Origin of the sequence: uncultured Polaribacter sp. (genome assembly GCF_947495205.1) — a bacterium.
Classification (GTDB): domain Bacteria; phylum Bacteroidota; class Bacteroidia; order Flavobacteriales; family Flavobacteriaceae; genus Polaribacter.
Window position 1 is genome coordinate 112,261 of record NZ_CANLXV010000002.1, and the last position, 17,809, is coordinate 130,069.

At 30.0% G+C, this 17,809-nt stretch carries 20 protein-coding genes and 1 tRNA gene; 6 read left to right on the forward strand and 15 right to left on the reverse strand.

Features of this window, described 5'->3' with window-relative positions; translation table 11 throughout:
• Positions 1–17: 17 nt before the first annotated feature.
• From Q0762_RS02675 to Q0762_RS02700, 6 genes are all read right to left on the reverse strand, one after another.
• A complete protein-coding gene (locus tag Q0762_RS02675; protein ID WP_298763320.1) occupies positions 18–698 on the reverse strand; it encodes a YiiX/YebB-like N1pC/P60 family cysteine hydrolase in 681 nt (226 codons plus the stop codon).
• Between the two features lie 56 nt (positions 699–754).
• Positions 755–1,462: a porin family protein gene (locus Q0762_RS02680; RefSeq protein ID WP_298763321.1), complete on the reverse strand. Its 708-nt coding sequence runs from the start codon at positions 1,460–1,462 to the stop codon at positions 755–757.
• 18 nt (positions 1,463–1,480) lie between these two features.
• Positions 1,481–2,212, reverse strand: coding sequence for a bifunctional demethylmenaquinone methyltransferase/2-methoxy-6-polyprenyl-1,4-benzoquinol methylase UbiE (gene ubiE / locus Q0762_RS02685; RefSeq protein WP_298763322.1), 732 nt, complete (start codon positions 2,210–2,212; stop codon positions 1,481–1,483).
• Positions 2,213–2,292: 80 nt separating this feature from the next.
• Positions 2,293–3,201, reverse strand: coding sequence for a NifU family protein (locus tag Q0762_RS02690; protein ID WP_298763323.1), 909 nt, complete (start codon positions 3,199–3,201; stop codon positions 2,293–2,295).
• 132 nt (positions 3,202–3,333) lie between these two features.
• The gene (locus Q0762_RS02695; protein WP_298763324.1) at positions 3,334–4,716 is read right to left on the reverse strand and encodes a hemin receptor; all 1,383 of its coding nucleotides are present in this window, start codon (positions 4,714–4,716) and stop codon (positions 3,334–3,336) included.
• A 28-nt stretch (positions 4,717–4,744) separates the two neighbouring features.
• Complete coding sequence (locus Q0762_RS02700; RefSeq protein WP_298763325.1) at positions 4,745–5,872, reverse strand: hypothetical protein; 1,128 nt, start codon at positions 5,870–5,872, stop codon at positions 4,745–4,747.
• Positions 5,873–6,047: 175 nt separating this feature from the next.
• Between Q0762_RS02700 and proS the strand changes: the two genes are divergently transcribed.
• The 3 genes from proS (at position 6,048) to rpsT (ending at position 8,025) form a co-directional block, all read left to right on the forward strand.
• A complete protein-coding gene (gene proS / locus Q0762_RS02705; RefSeq protein ID WP_298763326.1) occupies positions 6,048–7,526 on the forward strand; it encodes a proline--tRNA ligase in 1,479 nt (492 codons plus the stop codon).
• Between the two features lie 140 nt (positions 7,527–7,666).
• A tRNA-Glu gene (locus Q0762_RS02710) sits at positions 7,667–7,738 on the forward strand.
• Between the two features lie 35 nt (positions 7,739–7,773).
• On the forward strand, positions 7,774–8,025 hold the full coding sequence (gene rpsT, locus Q0762_RS02715; RefSeq protein ID WP_298763328.1) for a 30S ribosomal protein S20: 252 nt from the start codon (positions 7,774–7,776) through the stop codon (positions 8,023–8,025).
• A gap of 93 nt (positions 8,026–8,118) precedes the next feature.
• Here the strand turns inward: rpsT and rodA are convergent, their stop codons facing one another.
• From rodA to Q0762_RS02760, 9 genes are all read right to left on the reverse strand, one after another.
• Entirely contained in the window at positions 8,119–9,399 is a 1,281-nt protein-coding gene (gene rodA / locus Q0762_RS02720; RefSeq protein ID WP_298763329.1) for a rod shape-determining protein RodA, read from the reverse strand.
• On the reverse strand, positions 9,380–11,269 hold the full coding sequence (gene mrdA, locus Q0762_RS02725; protein ID WP_298763330.1) for a penicillin-binding protein 2: 1,890 nt from the start codon (positions 11,267–11,269) through the stop codon (positions 9,380–9,382). The genes rodA and mrdA overlap by 20 nt, the downstream gene beginning before the upstream one ends.
• A gap of 5 nt (positions 11,270–11,274) precedes the next feature.
• Entirely contained in the window at positions 11,275–11,778 is a 504-nt protein-coding gene (locus Q0762_RS02730; RefSeq protein WP_298763331.1) for a hypothetical protein, read from the reverse strand.
• Positions 11,771–12,598, reverse strand: a complete 828-nt coding sequence (gene mreC / locus Q0762_RS02735; protein WP_298763332.1) for a rod shape-determining protein MreC — start codon at positions 12,596–12,598, stop codon at positions 11,771–11,773. Before mreC ends, Q0762_RS02730 begins: the two co-directional genes overlap by 8 nt.
• Positions 12,599–12,619: 21 nt before the next feature.
• Positions 12,620–13,648, reverse strand: coding sequence for a rod shape-determining protein (locus Q0762_RS02740; RefSeq protein WP_298763333.1), 1,029 nt, complete (start codon positions 13,646–13,648; stop codon positions 12,620–12,622).
• A gap of 79 nt (positions 13,649–13,727) precedes the next feature.
• The gene (purH, locus tag Q0762_RS02745) at positions 13,728–15,257 is read right to left on the reverse strand and encodes a bifunctional phosphoribosylaminoimidazolecarboxamide formyltransferase/IMP cyclohydrolase (protein ID WP_298763334.1); all 1,530 of its coding nucleotides are present in this window, start codon (positions 15,255–15,257) and stop codon (positions 13,728–13,730) included.
• 90 nt (positions 15,258–15,347) lie between these two features.
• On the reverse strand, positions 15,348–15,476 hold the full coding sequence (locus Q0762_RS02750; RefSeq protein WP_298763336.1) for a hypothetical protein: 129 nt from the start codon (positions 15,474–15,476) through the stop codon (positions 15,348–15,350).
• A 33-nt stretch (positions 15,477–15,509) separates the two neighbouring features.
• Positions 15,510–15,638, reverse strand: a complete 129-nt coding sequence (locus Q0762_RS02755) for a hypothetical protein (RefSeq protein WP_298763337.1) — start codon at positions 15,636–15,638, stop codon at positions 15,510–15,512.
• Positions 15,639–15,714: 76 nt separating this feature from the next.
• Positions 15,715–16,167, reverse strand: coding sequence for a GAF domain-containing protein (locus tag Q0762_RS02760; RefSeq protein WP_298763338.1), 453 nt, complete (start codon positions 16,165–16,167; stop codon positions 15,715–15,717).
• Between the two features lie 54 nt (positions 16,168–16,221).
• Here Q0762_RS02760 and xrtF point away from each other — a divergent pair, with 54 nt between their 5' ends.
• The 3 genes from xrtF to Q0762_RS02775 all read left to right on the forward strand — a co-directional run bounded on the left by xrtF (position 16,222) and on the right by Q0762_RS02775 (position 17,705).
• On the forward strand, positions 16,222–16,758 hold the full coding sequence (xrtF, locus tag Q0762_RS02765; RefSeq protein ID WP_298763339.1) for an exosortase family protein XrtF: 537 nt from the start codon (positions 16,222–16,224) through the stop codon (positions 16,756–16,758).
• Entirely contained in the window at positions 16,755–17,183 is a 429-nt protein-coding gene (locus tag Q0762_RS02770) for an exosortase F system-associated protein (protein ID WP_298763341.1), read from the forward strand. Before xrtF ends, Q0762_RS02770 begins: the two co-directional genes overlap by 4 nt.
• Before the next feature lie 117 nt (positions 17,184–17,300).
• Positions 17,301–17,705, forward strand: coding sequence for a hypothetical protein (locus Q0762_RS02775; protein WP_298763342.1), 405 nt, complete (start codon positions 17,301–17,303; stop codon positions 17,703–17,705).
• Positions 17,706–17,809 lie beyond the last annotated feature (104 nt).

The window sequence follows — 17,809 nt, forward strand, 5'->3', positions numbered from 1 at the left end:
AGAAAAATGAAATATTTTTATTCCTTCTCGTAATCGTGTACAAATTTAATATGAGCACTACTTGCCATTAAATTTGGGTTTGTGCCCTTGATTCCTTCAGGTATGGGTATTTTTAATTTTTTATAATAAGTTACCCAATTGCTCATCGTTTTTCCACTGTTATCTTTAAACGTCATTAAATGAGTAAGAAATGGTATCTTTTCTTTAGGTAATTCTGGTTGAGACGCAAACATCTTGTAAACCAATTCAGAACAATAATAAGCGTCATCATTCCATAAAAAAACGGCATCGTAAGGTTGGTTTATTTTTTCTAATCCGTAAGCAATTGCTCTAGAAATATAAGGAATATAATAATCATCTAATCTGGCTACAGTAGTTTTAGACTTGTCTACTTCATTTTTATTTCTATTTAGAAAATCTAACAATGGTGTTTTACAAACTCCTTTTTTAGGAATTGCTTCCACAATATACCATTCTTTACCTTCTTGGGTTGCAATACCAACATGCGAATAGTTTTTAGCTAAATTGGTAGCCGTTACGTTTTTAATTGCGTTATCTATTTTTCCGTTTCCTGTATTTTGAAACAATAAATCTCCCTCTTTTAATTTAAAGGTAGTTTGCTGTTTGTTTGTGCAACTTAAAAAGAAAATACAAAATACAATAAAAACATTGGTTTGTTTTAACGTGTTAAACCTCATAGATTTTTAATTTATCAATTGTATTCCCAACTTTTAAGAAGGTGCATTAAGTTTAGTTAATTCTCGAAAGCAAAATTTAAAAACACACCTCTTGTTCCCATAAAATTAACAGGTGCTGTCCATCTGCTATTTGGGTCATCGTCATATTTTATTTCGTTATTTATGGCAAAAACTCCTCTTAAAGATGGCGAGAACTTAAAGAAATACAAATAAAAATCTACACCAATACCAACTTCATACATAAAATTATGGGTTTGCATTCTAAATTGTCCTGCAGAGTTATCATCTTGATTTTCTTCGTTACTAGAAAAATTATAATCGTAAGAAACACCGGCTAATAAATAAGGTCTAATGTTACTATACCTATCTGTACTAAACTTAAAAACTAGTGGTACATGTAAATAAGTAGAACCAATTTCTCTAATACTATCTTGTGGCGTGGGCGAATTGGTTAAATGATTGAAAATAATTCTCTTAGAATTACTTACCAAACCTGGTTCTAAACGCAAATTTAAATTTTTATGCAAACGCAAATCTGCTACTAAACCAACATTAAAACCTGCTGTTGGTTCTACAGTTATATTTGCATTTGGAATTACACTTTCTCTTAAGTTTAATTTAAAATCGTTTTGATTTATTCCTAAATAAAAACCATAATGTAGTTTTATATTATCTACAGTTGGCAAATATTCTACACGTTGTCTTTGAGAAAAAACACTACTACTTATCAAAAGGAAAAAACCAAAAATTATGTTACTTTTCATTCTTTTTAATTACGCTGTTTACTTGTGTGCTGTATAAATTGTAGCAACACCAAAAGTTACAGGATTGTCTTCTGTATGACTAAACCCGTTTTTTTGTAAAATATTGTTGAAAGCTTCACCAAAAGGAAAAGAGTTTGCAGATTCAGACAAATAAGAATAGGCTACTTTATCTTTAGAAAATAATTTACCCACCAAAGGTAAAAATAAATTGGTATATAATTTATAACCTTGTTTAAAAGGAAATTTAGTAGGGTTAGAGGTTTCTAAAATTACCAAAACACCTGTTGGCTTTAATACTCTAGCAATTTCTTTTATTCCTTTTGCTAAATTGGCAAAATTTCTAACACCAAAAGAGACCGTTATTGCGTCAAAAGTATTGTCTTCAAAAGGCATTGCTTCAGAGTCTCCAACAATCATTTCTATTTTTTTTGAAAGATTTGCCTTTGCAATTTTTTGTTTTCCCACTTCTAGCATGCCAGCAGAAATATCTAAACCTACAATTCTATCTGGATTTAAATTCGCCATCATTAGTGCTAAATCTCCAGTACCTGTTGCAATGTCTAAAATTTGCTTCGGATTGTTTTTACCAACAATTTCTACTACTTTCTTACGCCATTTCACATCAATTCCTAAAGAAATTACACGATTTAAACCGTCATAATTTCCAGAAATATTATCAAACATTTGTGCAACTTGTTCTTTTTTACCTAAAGTAGAATCTTTGTACGGATTTATTTTTTCTGCTGACATTTTTTTTAGCTTTTGGCGTTTTACTTTTTACAATTTGCCATGTTTATAATTTATTGCTCTTTTAAAAAAGTACAAAGAAACTATCCATTAATTGCAACTACTTCATTAATTTGATCTGGCAACATTTCTTTTAAAAGGTTTTCTATTCCGTTTTTTAAAGTTGCTGTAGAAGATGGGCAACCACTGCAAGCGCCTTGTAAAATTACGCTTACTACTTTATTTTGCTCATCATAAGATCTAAAGGCAATATTACCTCCATCTCCTGCAACTGCTGGCTTAATATATTCGTCTAAAATATCTACAATTTGTGCAGAGATACCTTCTAATTCTAATTTTTCTTGCACAGGCGCTTTTACTCCTTCTGCCACTAATTCTTCTTTAGGCAATTCTTTAATTATGGTTTTTCCTTCGGCTAAATATTCGCGAATAAATGTTCTTACTTCTCCGTAAACTTCATTCCATTCTACCATATCATATTTGGTTATAGACAAATAATTATCAGAAATAAAAACTTCTTTAACAAACGGAAAATTAAATAATGCTAAAGCTAATGGTGATGATTGACTTGCTTCATCTATGTTTTTAAACTCTACATCTGTTTGCGTTAATGCTTTATTTGTACCAAACTTCATTACCCCAGGGTTTGGTGTAACTTCTGCATACACTTCTATAGGCTCTTTTTTAGAAACTTTTTCTTCTTTTACAACAACATTACCATCATTTAAATAGGCTTCTATTTGCTCTTTTACTTCTTCTTGTACATCTTTCCATTCTACAATATCAAAACGTTGTATGGCAATAAAATTTGCGGTTACAAAGATTTTTTTTACAAATGGTAAATAAAATAATTGTTGAGCTAAAGGAGAGTTTTTAGCCTCATCTATATTATTAAACTCATAACTACCTCCATTAATTAAAATAGTATTGCTATTTAATTTTATAATAGTTTCGTTTGTAGTTTCTTGTATGGTAATTTTTGTATTTGACATCTTCTAAAAATTGAATTGCAAAATTAAGGGAAAAAAGGCAAAAAGCGGTGTTATTAATTTCATAAAAAAACTTCTTTAATTTTGATTAAAAAAACCAAAATTAAAGAAGTTAAATCTTGTTACTTATTGCTTTTACAAGCTTATGGAAACTGTTGCTGTAAAAACTCTATTGTCTATATTTAAATTTGCGGCATCTACATTAAAGCCAGCATAAAAATTATAAGGAGCAGTTCTATTGTTATTTGAGTACGCAAAATCTAATCTAAAATTACCAAAATTGTAACCACCTCCAAAAGAGTATTCGCTTAAATTATCAGACTCTAAAGCCAGCACATCTGGACTTTGCTCTGTTCTATAACCAGCTCTTACACTTAATCTATCAAAACGCCACTCGCCACCTACGTTAAAAGAATGGGTATTTCTTAGTTCATTTTGAAAAAAGTTATTTTCTTCTGAAAAATCTTGACCAGACAAACGTACGTTATTAAAATTTTTATACACATAATCTAAACTTAACAAACCATTTTTGCCAAACACAAAGGCTGTACTTGTTGTTAGTTTGCTAGGTGTTCTAAATCTATAAAATGCGTTATTAGAAAAAAAGTTTCCGCCTGATGTATTATCATAAACCAAATTACTTTCACTAACTGCTATTTCTACATCACCATTAAAACCATCATTATTTACGATATTAGATTCCTCTATAACTTCTGAATACCAAGTTGGTGTTTGATACGATAAACCAAATCTAAAAAATTGCGAAGCTTTATAAATAAAACCTGCGTTTAAAGAAACACCTGTTCCTGTTGTAAAATTTTCTTGATATAAACTTGCGTCTAATGTATTGCCATTACCATCATTATTAAACTCTGTTAAAGTGGCTTGTTGACTAAAGTTTAGATCATAAAAATTTAAACTAGCTCCTAAATGTAATTTATTATTATGAACTGCAGAAAATGCCAAATTAAATTCTGTAGTTTCTCCATTATAATCATTAAAAAAACGTTGTTCTTCAGCTACATTATAGTCTAAAGCAGGCACATTTCTATCTTCAGGAAAATCTCTAAATGTTGCTACATTACTATTTCCAGAAACTAAAAAGCTATCTCTAAAATCTTTTGAAAGTCTATAATTTACACCAAAGGCAAACTTGGTCCAATCTGATTTTTGGTTGCTACGAAACACTAATACTGCGCCAGCTTGAGAAAGATTAAAAAACTGATCTTGATTACTATTGGTTGTGCCAAAATAATTAGAATTAATAGCTGTATTTCTTACATTAAAAGAACCCGTAAAGCTACTGTTATTAAAAACCGCTAAACCAGCAGGATTTACGTTTATTGAAGAAATATCTCCGCCCAAGGCACCAAATGCGCCTCCCATTGCTTTAAATCTAGCCGTTCCATTTAAATCGTCTTGAGAGAAAAGTAACGCTAAATCTTGGTAACCTAAAGCTTGTGCATAAGATGTAAGGGTTACAACTAATAACAAAGCTAGAGTGATTATTTTTTTCATATTTTTTTATTTCTGATGAATATCTTTTTTAGTTTCTTCTTCTAGATGAAGAAGAACTTCTACCTGAACTTGATCTTGATGATCTAGAACTACTTCTTACAGACGAACTTCTTGATGATGAAGATCTAGAAGGCGTGTAAGAACTTCTTCTTGAAGAAGAGCTGCTTCTAGCAGAAGAATTACTTCTTCTAGATGTAGAACTTTGTCTTGCAGAAGAAGCACCTCTTCTAGATGATGAACCACTTCTTACAGACGTTCCTCTTCTTGTAGATGAACTCGTTCTGGCAGAAGAAGAATTTCTTCTTGTAGAATTCGTACTACGTGCACTTCTATTAGATGAATTATTCGTATTGCCTCTTCTAACGTTGCTAGAAGATCTTCCTAAAGGAGAAGTTCTTGTATTAAAACCTCTTCTAGTGGTATTAGAATTTCTAAGACCAGTTGATGCTCTTCTAGAAGTAACTGAATTGTTTCTGAAATTTACAGAATTTCTTCTGTTTGTATTATAAGCTAACCTTCTTCCAAAAGTTGTATTTCTATAATATCTATTGTTCCAACCAAAGTTATTAAAACCATTATTCCAACCCCAACCTTGGTTCCAACCCCATCTATTATTCCAGCCCCAACCGTTATTAAAGCCCCAATTATTCCAACCTAAACCTTGGTTCCAGCCCCATCCGTTATGAAATCCCCAGTTATTCCAACCCCAATTATTAAAGCCGTTATTCCAGCCCCAGCCATTGTTCCAGCCCCAGTTGTTAAAACCATTATTCCAAAACGGGTTTACAGGATTTATATTTATAACAACATCGTTATTAGAGTTATTACCCCAAGAAGGGTTTGTATTGTAGTTGATATCATCTTCTAGAAATAAAGAATCTGGTGAGTTGTATGCATCTACATCCGTAAAAATTTCATTAGCATTTAACGCCTCTAAACGCGCTAATTCTCTAGTAAAATAATTATTATCATAATCTCTGTTTTCACTTTGATTTACAACCACAACTCTAGTTTCTTGCTGTCTTGCAGGAGCATCACCGTAAATACCATCATCATTATATACACTTTGATAGGTACCGCAGGAAACTAACAACAAATTAGCGGCTATAAATAAAAATAGTCTGTTAAGGTTGGTGTTTTTTATTGATGCTTTCATACTGTTATATTTTAAATAAACATTTTTATTGATGAAATTTTGTAGAACAAAAATTTAAACTTTAGTTGGTCTCTAACCTTTTTATAGTAGTTTTGTAGCGTTTAGTAAAAATACAAATAAAGGTTCACAAAATTTACAATTTAAAGATAACAATATTTGTGCCAAACATTTAATTATGAGCAAACATTTAACAAAAAGAGCAGACGATTATTCTAAATGGTATAACGAACTAGTAGTAAAAGCAGATTTAGCAGAAAACTCTGCCGTAAGAGGTTGTATGGTAATTAAACCCTATGGGTTTGCCATTTGGGAAAAAATGCAAGCAGAATTAGATAAAATGTTTAAAGAAACTGGCCACGAAAACGCATATTTCCCATTATTTGTTCCTAAAAGTTTATTTGAAGCCGAAGAAAAAAATGCAGAAGGTTTTGCAAAAGAATGCGCGGTAGTTACGCATTATAGATTACAAAACGACCCTGATAATGAAGGAAAATTAAGAGTAGATCCAGAAGCTAAATTAGAAGAAGAGTTAGTAGTTAGACCAACATCTGAAGCTATTATTTGGAATACTTATAAAGGTTGGATACAATCATACAGAGATTTACCACTATTAATCAATCAATGGGCAAATGTAGTTCGTTGGGAAATGCGTACGCGTTTATTTTTAAGAACTGCAGAGTTTTTATGGCAAGAAGGCCACACTGCACATGCTACTAAAGCAGAAGCTATTACAGAAGCTAAACAAATGCAAGAAGTGTATGCAACTTTTGCCGAAAAATTTATGGCAATGCCAGTAATTAAAGGTTCTAAATCTGACAGCGAACGTTTTGCAGGTGCAGAAGACACATTAACTATAGAAGCTTTAATGCAAGATGGCAAAGCATTACAAGCAGGTACAAGTCATTTTTTAGGACAAAACTTCGCCAAAGCATTTGATGTTAAATTTACTTCTAAAGAAGGAAAAAAAGAGCATGTTTGGGCAACATCTTGGGGCGTTTCTACGCGTTTAATTGGCGGTTTAATAATGACACATTCTGATGACGCTGGCTTGGTATTGCCTCCAAAATTAGCACCCATACAAGTGGTAATTGTGCCAATTTATAAAAATGATGAGCAATTAGATGCTATTTCAGTTAAAGTAAATGAGATTGTAAAAGAATTACGCACTAAAGGAATTTCTGTTAAATTTGACACAAGAGACACATATAGACCTGGTGCTAAATTTGCAGAATATGAATTAAAAGGTGTACCTGTAAGAATTGCAATGGGTAATCGCGATTTAGAAAACGGTACCTTGGAAATTGCCAGAAGAGATACTTTTGAAAAACAAATAGTTGCACAAGATGATGCTGTAGCCTTTGTAAGTAATCTTCTAGAAGAAATACAAGAAAACCTATTTAAAAAAGCAATAGATTTTAGAACAGAACATACTACTGAAGTTAACGATTTTAAAGAATTTAAAAAAGTAATTAAAAACAAAGGTGGTTTTGTATCTGCTCATTGGGATGGCACAGAAGAAACTGAAGATAGAATTAAGGAATACACAAAAGCAACAATAAGATGTATTCCTAATAACGCAAAAGAAGAAGCTGGTGTTTGTGTTTTAACAGGAAAACCTTCTACCAAAAGGGTTTTATTTGCAAAAGCATACTAACTTATTACGGGTGTTAAAAACCGATTTTACATGCTATTTTATTTTTTTTGAAAAAAAAATGATTTTTTTTTCAAAAATTATTGCAGAAGTTAAAAAACGTTGTATATTTGCACCCGCAATTAGATAACAATAGTTGTTATGGTCCGTTCGTCTAGGGGTTAGGACGCATGGTTTTCATCCATGTAACACGGGTTCGATTCCCGTACGGACTACAAAAGTTTTAAATATAAAAACGAATTAAAGAATTATGGCAAATCATAAGTCAGCATTAAAGAGAATTAGAAGTAACGAATCTAAAAGATTACGTAACAAGTATCAGCACAAAACTACACGTAACGCTGTAAGAGATTTACGTGCTACAGAAGATAAAAAAGAAGCTGAAACTAATTTAACTAAAGTAATTTCTTTATTAGACAAATTAGCTAAGAATAATATTATTCATAAAAATAAAGCTGCCAATTTAAAGTCTAAGTTAACAAAGCATGTTGCTGCTTTGTAAGATTTTAATTTCTTATAAAATTTAAAACTCTGAATTTTTATTCAGAGTTTTTTTTTGCGCTATATTTTAATCTAATTTAAATTAGTTTATTTTTTAAAAATCGTAATTTTTATGAGCATCTAATCTTATAAAAATAAATAGTAAAATGGTAAATCCCCAAAGAGAAGAACCTCCATAACTAAAAAAAGGTAAAGGAATACCAACTGTAGGTAACAAACCAATTACCATTCCAATATTAATAACCACATGAAAAAACAAAATAGAAGCTACTCCATAGCCATATATTCTTCCAAATTTATTAGTATGTGTTTCTGCTAAGTAAATAATACGATACATTAAAGCCATAAACAAGATTATTACAAGAGAGCTCCCTATAAAACCCCATTCTTCTCCAATAACACTAAAAATATAATCTGTATGTTGCTCTGGCACAAAATCTCCTTGTGTTAAATCTCCTTTTAAAAAACCTTTTCCTGTAATGCTTCCAGAACTTATAGTTAATTCTGATTGATGCGAATTATAACCAATACCTTGATTATCTGTTTTAAGTCCTAATAAAACCTCAAAACGATCTCTATGATGTTGCTGTAATACATTATTGTACGCCACACCAATTCCTAAAACAAAAAGAGTAATAACTGCATAAACGCCTAATACTTTATACCAATTAAACCGTAAAAACCTTTTTCCTTCTTTATACATAAAATACAACGTAAACAAGGTAATTATGCCTAATAAGAAATATAAAATTGAATACGTATTAAATAATATGGTTAAAATAAATATAATCAAACTACCAATACCTAGCACCATATAGGCTTTTGTTAAACCTTCTCTTTGTAATACGAAAAAGAAAACAACATATGCCAATGCAGAACCAGCGTCTGGCTGTAACAGAATTAAACAGGCTGGTAAAAAAATAACAATAAATGCTTTAATCTGGTTTTTAACTAATTTAAGATTATACTGCCTATCACTTAACAATTTAGCCAAAGCTAAAGCTGTAAACGCCTTTACAAATTCTGAAGGCTGTAAACCCAAAGCACCAAAATTAAACCAAGACTTGGCACCATTTATTTCTTTACCAAAAGGCAATAATAAAAGTAGCCCAATTAAAGATAACACATAGAGTATACTTGCAAAACGCTCATAAAATTTAGTATTAAAAAATAGCACGAATACTATTAGTGGTATTGTTAGTACTATAAATATTAATTGTTTACCGTATTTGGTACCAAAACTTAAAAGAGCTAAATCTTCTTCTGCTTTAGAGGCCGAATAAATGTTTAACCAACCAAAACAAACCAGAATTGTAAATAGTATAACTAAAACCCAATCTATATTTGCAAAAATATTATTCTGTTCCTGACGCAATTTCTTCTGTTGGTTTAGGTATTAATTTATCATATTCAGTCTGCAAACTTAAATTCAACATTTTAGTTTCTCTGTATTTATTAGCCTTAGATATTTCTCCGTTTAAATATTTTTCAATCATTAAACTAGTAATTGGTGCTGCTATGGTAGAACCATATCCTCCATTCTCCACAAAAATAGCTAATGCAATTTTAGGATTTTTTTTGGGTGCAAACGCTACTAAAATAGAATGATCTGCTAACTGAACACGTTTTCCGTTAACGAAAGCAAAATTTTCTGAAGTTCCTGTTTTACCACAAATTTCAATGCCTTTTACTTGACTATATTTTCCTGTTCCTGTTTTAAAAACCTCATGCATTGCCTCTATCACAGGATTAAAATGTTCTTTAGCTATTGTTGTAATTTTCTTTTCGGTATAAATACTGTCTAAAATTGGTTTTTTATCCACTTTTTTTAAAATGTGTGGTGTGTAAAAGTATCCTCTATTTGCAATAGCTGCTGTAAAATTAGCTAACTGAATAGGCGTAGTTAAAATTTCTCCTTGACCAATGGCATTAGAAATAGTTGAAGAACCATTCCATCTATAATTTAAACGCGCATCATAATAATCTCCTGTTGGTATTAAACCAGGACTACCAGCAGGCAAATCGTACCCTAAATAATTACCCAAACCAAAACTTTTTACATGTTTTGCCCAGTTATTTAAACCTTGTGTTGGTTTATTATCTTTTTCTATGATTCTCTTATATGTGTTAGAAAAATAACTATTGCAAGATTTAGCTATGGCAGCATTTAAACGAACCTTTCTACCATAAATCTTACAATGACAACCCATATACTCCCTTTTTCTACTTCCATACCTAAATCCTCCACTACAAGAAAAACCCGTATTTACATTAATAACACCCTCTTGCAAACCAATAAGCCCATTCATCATCTTAAATGGAGATCCAGGAGCGTAAGCCGCCAAAAGTGCTCTATCATAAGAAGGCTTACTAATTTTATCATTAAATAAAATTGTAGAATTTTTAGATCTTTTTCTACCAACTAGCATATTAGGGTCATAAGATGGCGCAGTTACCAAAGCTAAAATTTCTCCTGTAGCCGGATCTAAAGCTACAATACCACCTCTTTTTCCTTTCATTAATTCCTGACCATATTGCTGTAAATGAATATCTAATGTTAAAGTTAAATCTTTTCCATTTTCAGCTAAAGTATCTTTTGCTCCATTTTGATATGAACCTGTTATTTTATTTAAATTATTTCTTTTAAATAATTTCTTACCTTTTCTGCCCCTCAAATATTCTTCATATTGTTTTTCTATGCCTTCTTTACCTATTAATTCTCCTGGTTGGTAATATTCATCTGTTTTTGCTAAAGCCTCATTTACTTCTCCTATATATCCTAAAACATTTGCTGCTGATTTTATGGGATATTCTCTAATAATTCTTTTCTGAATAAAAAAGCCCTGATATTTATGAAGTTTCTCTTGTAAAAACGCAAAATCTTCTTTGGCTAATTGTTTTAAAAAAACAGACGGCAACCAAGGTGCATAATTATCTGCTTTTTTAAACTTCTTTAGAAAATCTTGTTTTGTAATTTTAAGTAGTTTACAAAACTCTATAGTATCTAATGGTTTTACCTGATTAGGTTGCACCATAACATCATAAGATAATTGATTAGCAACCAAAAGGGTACCATTTCTATCATAAATATATCCTCTTTCAGGATAATCATACTTTACTTTTACAGCTGCGTTTCTAATAGGATCAAAATTTTCTCCACGTATTACTTGAAGTTGAAATAAACGCCCAATAAAAAAAATACCCATTAAAGCTATAAAGCTATTAAGTAATAGACCTTTTTGCATTATTGTTATTGCTTTTTAGTGAAAATAAAAATTGCCAAAAAATATAATATAACTGTAAAAACAGTAGCACAAATTGTATTCAAAAACACATGCCCTATATTTTGAAAACTAAAGTTAGCAAAAGAGAATAATATAAAATGATGAATTATTGTTAAAGTTACTACGTAATTAAAAACTTTACCAAAGGATTCTTTATGTAAGTTGAAAAAACCATAATCTGTTGCATATTTTTTAAAAAAAACTTTTACAAAAAACAGTCTGAAATACCCTATTGTTAATGTTGCAAAAGCATGTATACCACCAGAATCAGAAAAAAAATCGATACTTAAACCTAAAAGAAAACTTAAAATCAAAAAAAGAAATCGTTCTTTTCTTAAAGGATATAAAAATATAAAAGCAATATATAAATAAGGATTAATAAAGTCTAAAAACAAAATGTTATTAAATATAAAGCCTTGTAAAAGAACCAAACCTATAAAAAGAAATATAAAATAGACTGTTTTATTCATCTTTAGGAGTTTCTAAAGTTTCTATTTCAATTTTATGTAAATTTTTAACCACATAAACATAATTCAAATTGCTCATATCATTAAATAATTTTATGTCTATTGAATTATTTACAGTTTTAGACAGGTTCGTTTTAATTACTTTTCCAATTAAAATACCGCCAGGAAAAATGGCAGATTTACCACCAGTCTCTATAGTATCTCCGATTTTAATGGGCGCTTGCCTTGGTATATCAATTAGCTGAACCACATTATAGTCTTTTCCGTTCCATGATAAGGAACCAAAGTATTTACTATTTTTTAATCTAGCATTTAGCTTGCTATTTGTATTTAAAATAGACTGTACTCTTGTATAATTAGCACTTGTATTATCTGTTATACCAATAATACCTTTACCATTAACTACAGCCATATCTTTCTCTAATCCGTGATTTTCTCCTTTATTAAGCGTTAAAAAGTTAAACCGATTTGAGTAATTATTGTTGATGATTTTTGCACTAGTATAGGTGTATTTCTGTAAATATCTTGAAGAATCAACCACCAAAGAATCTACGTAAAGATTATGAAATTTATTTTGTAACAATTGTGTTCTTAGTAATCTATTCTCTTCTAAAAGTGCCTTATTTACACTCTTTAAATTAAAATAACCAGCAATATTAGCTCTTTGGTTATAAAAACCTCCTGTAACAGCATTTGCAGAATTTACAAACTTGCTCTTTTGAAAGTTTAAATTATTAAAAGTAAGCGCAAGCGCAATAAACTGCAACATCAAAAAAAATAAAAAATACTTAAACTTTTGAAAAAAGTATATGATTTGTTGCATTATAAAGAGGTTCTAAAAAAATTATTTCATTAACACATTCTTGTATTTATCTAATTCTTTTAAAGCAATTCCTGTACCTCTTACTACAGCTCTTAAAGGATCTTCTGCTACATAAACTGGTAAATCTGTTTTTCTAGAAAGACGTTTATCTAAACCTCTTAACATAGAACCTCCTCCTGCTAAATAAATACCTGTATTGTAGATATCTGCTGCTAATTCTGGTGGTGTTTTAGATAATGTTTCCATTACAGCATCTTCTATTCTTAAAATAGATTTATCTAAAGCTTTTGCAATTTCTCTATAAGAAATTTGCACCTGCTTAGGTTTACCACTTAGTAAGTCTCTACCTTGAACTCGCATATCTTCTGGCGGCGTTTCTAAATCTTCTGTAGCTGCACCAATTTGTATTTTAATTTTTTCAGCAGTAGTTTCTCCAACATGTAAATTGTGCTGTGTACGCATATAATACATAATATCATTGGTAAACAAATCTCCAGCAACTTTTACAGATTGATCGCAAACAATACCGGCTAAAGCAATTACTGCAATTTCTGTAGTTCCTCCACCAATATCAATTATCATATTACCTTTTGGCTCCATAATATCTATACCTACACCAATAGCTGCAGCCATAGGCTCATAAATTAGATAAATTTCTTTGGCGTTCATATGCTTTGCAGAATCACGCACCGCACGCTTTTCTACTTCTGTAATACCAGAAGGTATACAAATAACCATTCTAAGTGCTGGTGGAAATAATTTTTTCTTAATTGATGGAATTTGCTTTACAAACTCCTTAATCATTTCTTCAGAAGCCTGAAAATCTGCAATAACACCATCCTTTAAAGGACGAATTGTTTTAATATTTTCATGGGTTTTTCCTTGCATTAAATTGGCTTCTTTACCAATAGCAATAATTTTACCCGAAACTCTATTTCTTGCAACAATTGAAGGACTATCAATAACTACTTTACCATTGTGAATTATTAACGTGTTTGCGGTCCCTAAATCAATCGCAATGTCTTCGGTCATAAAATCAAAAAAACCCATAAAAATATATTTATTATACTGTAATAACGTGCTTATTACAAATTTACTATAAATTTAACAGAAAACACGTTACAAATTATTAATGTTTAAAATGTCTTGTACCTGTCATAACCATAGATAAACTGTTATCATTACAATAATCTATACTTAATTGGTCTTTTATAGAACCTCCTGGTTGAATAACACTTTTAATACCGGCTTTATCTGCAATTTCTACACAGTCTGGAAAAGGAAAAAATGCATCACTTGCCATAACGCTTCCCTTTAAATCAAATTTAAAAGAAGTTGCTTTTTCAATAGCTTGGTTTAAAGCATCTACCCTACTTGTTTGACCTGTACCACCTGCCAATAATTGTTTATTTTTAACTAGAATAATTGTATTTGATTTGGTGTTTTTGCATAATTTAGAAGCAAAAAGTAAATCTTCTATCTCTGCATCTGTAGGTTTTTTATTGGTAACATATTTTAAATCAGATAATTGATCTGTAATACTATCTTTATCTTGAACTAAATTACCATTTAAACAAGTTCTAATTGTTGTTGTTGGCAACGCTACAGGCTTCTGTACTAAAATAATTCTATTCTTTTTACCTTTTAAAATAGTTAGAGCTTCTTCAGAAAAACTTGGTGCAATTACCACCTCACAAAATAATTTATGAATTTCTTCTGCTGTTGGCGCATCAATTTCTGTATTCGCAATTAAAATACCTCCAAAAGCAGAAACAGGATCTCCTGCTAAAGCATCTATATAAGCTTGTTTAATAGTGCTTCTTTGTGCAAAACCGCATGCATTATTGTGTTTTAAAATAGCAAATGTTGGTGCTTCTCCTTTAAACTCTTCTATTAAATTTACAGCTGCATCTACATCTAATAAATTATTGTAACTTAATTCTTTACCGTGTAATTTATCAAAAATATCTTCTAAATCTCCAAAGAAATACCCTTTTTGATGTGGATTTTCTCCATAACGCAAGGTTTGCGCTTTTGTTTCGCTAACCTTTAAAACTGGCTCTTCATTATTATTAAAATAATTAAAAATAGCAGTATCATAATGAGAAGAAACATTAAAAGATTTTGCTGCAAATTGTTTTCTTTGTTCTATGGAAGTTTCTCCGTTGTTTTCTGACAATATCTCTAGAAACTCATTATATTGATCCATAGAAGAAACCGTAAAAGTATCTTTAAAGTTTTTAGCAGATGCTCTAATTAACGAAATACCACCAATATCTATTTTCTCTACAATATCTTGTTCTGGCGCACCAGAAGCTACTGTTTTTTCAAACGGATACAAATCTACAATTACCAAATCTATTTGCGGAATTTCATATTCTTTTAATTCTGCTATATCACCTTCGTGGTCTTGTCTATTTAATATTCCACCAAAAACTTTTGGATGCAAGGTTTTAACTCTACCTCCTAAAATAGAAGGATAAGAGGTTACCTCTTCTACAGGAATTACATTTATACCAAGTTCTTTGATAAACTTTTCTGTTCCTCCAGTTGAGTAAATAGTTACGTTTAGCTCATCTAATTTTTTTACAATTGGCGCTAAACCATCTTTGTGAAAGACTGAAATAAGTGCGGACTTTATTGTTTTTGAAGTGCTCATTTAATGTTGTGTTGTTAAGCACGCAAAAGTAATAAAATCAACTTATTGAGACAATAAAAGATAGTAACAAAAAATAGAAGTAATTAACAACTACTGCAATTGCACTTTTGTCTTAAAGTTTTCAACCAAATCTGCATAATTTCTTGCTTGTCTTTTGGTTTGCGATTTCTTGGAAAAGTTAAAAATCTTTGCTAAAAAATGTTGTTGTGTTTTTTTCATTTTAAGGGGTATTTAAATGTCTGGGGTAAAAACTTATTCTGCAGATTCTAAAAAATTATGAAACCAGGAAACAAAGAGTGCAGTCCATGATGGTTTTTTAATTGAAAAATCTGCCTCTTTGTTGCGCGTTGCAACTGTTGAAGTGTATTGTTCTTTTCTCATTGGTTAGGGGTAAATGATTATAGAAAAATTATAAATATTAAAAAAATTTTATCAAATATATATAAAAAACACGTATTTACAAAATAGTTGTCACTTTTGTGCAAATATACTCCAACAACTGCTCGTCTTTTTCTGTAAAAATGTTTGCAGTATGAGAATCAATATCTATTTGACCAATATTTTCTCCGTTTACAAAAATAGGAATTACAATTTCCGACTTCACCTTCCAACCGCATGAAATATAATTTTCTTGTTCACTAACATCTTGCACTACAAAATTCTTATTAGAAACAGCTACTTGCCCACAAATGCCTTTCCCAAAAGGGATAATAGTATGTTCTGTTTCCTCTCCTGTATATTGCGCTAGCTTTAATTCTTCTTTGTTACCATTTTTAAAATAAAAACCTACCCAATCATAATAAGAAATTTCACTTTCTAAATAATTACAAATTGCTTGTAATATTTGTTCTTTTGATTTCTCTGATGCAATTATTTTATCTATGTTTTTCTGTAATTTATCTATATTCATTTTTGTATATTCGTGTTAAATGTTTAGAATTGTAAATTTAAATGAATTTCTATTGTGAATAAACAAAAAAATGTAGTCATTTTTCTAGTAAAGTTTTTTGCAACTTATTTTGTAATATTCGCAATTTACGCAACCTACTTAAATAACTCTCAAGAAAAAACACCAAAATTTAAAACGGCATCAATTACCACTTTAGTTGCAGATCAAACTGTAAGTTTATTAGACTTTTTTGGTTACGATGCAGGTGCTTTTCAGCACAAAGAAGAACTTTCTGTAAAATTAATTATAGACAGTAGTTACACAGCTAGAGTAATTGAGGGCTGCAATGCAATAAGTATTATTATTTTATTTATTGCATTTATTGTTGCTTTTTCGGGCACTTTAAAAGCAACTTTAATTTATGTTATATTAGGTAGTATCTTTATTTATTTTATAAATATTGTACGTATTGCTTTTTTAGCTGTAATGATTTACAAACACCCTAATCAACAAGAGTTTTTGCATAATTTAGTTTTTCCGGCTATAATTTATGGTACTGTATTTTTACTTTGGGTATTTTGGGTTAACAAATTTTCGAATTATAAAAAATGAACAAATACCTAAAAATATTACTCATTTTAGCAGCTTTCTCTGCATTGGTTTTAGTTAGAGCTTTTGCAGCAGATTTATTTTATGACCCGTTAGTTACCTACTTTAAAAATGATTATTTATACAGCAATTTACCAACTATAGATATTTGGCGTTTAATAACAAATTTACTTTTTAGATATAGCATAAACGCTAGTATAACGCTGCTTCTCATTTGGTTATTCTTTGAAAAAAAAGATTTTTTAAAACTAACTGCTTTCTTTCTTATAACGGCATTTATAGTGTTAATTATACCTTTTATATTTTTATTAAAAAACGAATTTGAAACAGGTTATTTACTGCCGTTTTACATTCGTAGATTTATAATACATCCTTTATTTTTATTAATTTTATTACCTGCTTTTTATTTTCAAAAGTTAAATAAATAAGCAGACACTATTTCAAAAAACACACAAAAATTTTAAAATAGTAAAGAAATACATAAAATTGGTTTTCAATAATTTAACAAATACTTAAATTTAGTTATTGTAAATTTGCAACTAGCAATGAAAAAAAACCTCAACAAAATAACGAGTACTTTTTTAGCCTTTTTAGTGCTATGCTCTACCTTTTCTTTTACGGTAAAAAGCCATTATTGTGGTGCATTTTTAATGGATATTTCTTTTATTGGTGATGCAGATGGTTGTGGCATGGAAATGGAACAAAAAGCTACAGCTAAAAAGAAAAGTTGTTGCAAAGATGAAATACATACCATTGAAGGGCAAGATGAATTACAATCTGCTTCTGAACTAAAATTTGATTTTAAAAAGCAACAATTTTTAACTTCCTTTTTAATTTCTTACCAACTTTTACTTTCAAAACAAACTACACAACATACATACTACAAAGATTTTTCTCCTCCTGATACTCCCAAAGATTATCAAGTTTTATTTCAATCTTTTTTAATTTAATCTTTTTATCGAAAAGAGTTTATAGTGTTTTTAAGCTATAACTTCTTTTGAAATTGTTATTTCCATTCATAAGGGAAATGCTACACTACAATACTCAAAAATTT

Coding starts and splice junctions, on each gene's coding strand:
- Q0762_RS02760 (WP_298763338.1), bottom strand. CDS start 16,167: ATGAATATAGATAAATTACAGAAAAACATAGATAAAATAATTGCATCA.
- Q0762_RS02730 (WP_298763331.1), bottom strand. CDS start 11,778: ATGAATAAAACAGTCTATTTTATATTTCTTTTTATAGGTTTGGTTCTT.
- Q0762_RS02675 (WP_298763320.1), bottom strand. CDS start 698: ATGAGGTTTAACACGTTAAAACAAACCAATGTTTTTATTGTATTTTGT.
- Q0762_RS02755 (WP_298763337.1), bottom strand. CDS start 15,638: ATGAGAAAAGAACAATACACTTCAACAGTTGCAACGCGCAACAAAGAG.
- Q0762_RS02770 (WP_298763341.1), top strand. CDS start 16,755: ATGAACAAATACCTAAAAATATTACTCATTTTAGCAGCTTTCTCTGCA.
- purH (WP_298763334.1), bottom strand. CDS start 15,257: ATGAGCACTTCAAAAACAATAAAGTCCGCACTTATTTCAGTCTTTCAC.
- Q0762_RS02750 (WP_298763336.1), bottom strand. CDS start 15,476: ATGAAAAAAACACAACAACATTTTTTAGCAAAGATTTTTAACTTTTCC.
- Q0762_RS02700 (WP_298763325.1), bottom strand. CDS start 5,872: ATGAAAGCATCAATAAAAAACACCAACCTTAACAGACTATTTTTATTT.
- proS (WP_298763326.1), top strand. CDS start 6,048: ATGAGCAAACATTTAACAAAAAGAGCAGACGATTATTCTAAATGGTAT.
- Q0762_RS02775 (WP_298763342.1), top strand. CDS start 17,301: ATGAAAAAAAACCTCAACAAAATAACGAGTACTTTTTTAGCCTTTTTA.
- rpsT (WP_298763328.1), top strand. CDS start 7,774: ATGGCAAATCATAAGTCAGCATTAAAGAGAATTAGAAGTAACGAATCT.
- Q0762_RS02690 (WP_298763323.1), bottom strand. CDS start 3,201: ATGTCAAATACAAAAATTACCATACAAGAAACTACAAACGAAACTATT.
- mrdA (WP_298763330.1), bottom strand. CDS start 11,269: ATGCAAAAAGGTCTATTACTTAATAGCTTTATAGCTTTAATGGGTATT.
- Q0762_RS02680 (WP_298763321.1), bottom strand. CDS start 1,462: ATGAAAAGTAACATAATTTTTGGTTTTTTCCTTTTGATAAGTAGTAGT.
- Q0762_RS02740 (WP_298763333.1), bottom strand. CDS start 13,648: ATGGGTTTTTTTGATTTTATGACCGAAGACATTGCGATTGATTTAGGG.
- mreC (WP_298763332.1), bottom strand. CDS start 12,598: ATGCAACAAATCATATACTTTTTTCAAAAGTTTAAGTATTTTTTATTT.
- Q0762_RS02695 (WP_298763324.1), bottom strand. CDS start 4,716: ATGAAAAAAATAATCACTCTAGCTTTGTTATTAGTTGTAACCCTTACA.
- ubiE (WP_298763322.1), bottom strand. CDS start 2,212: ATGTCAGCAGAAAAAATAAATCCGTACAAAGATTCTACTTTAGGTAAA.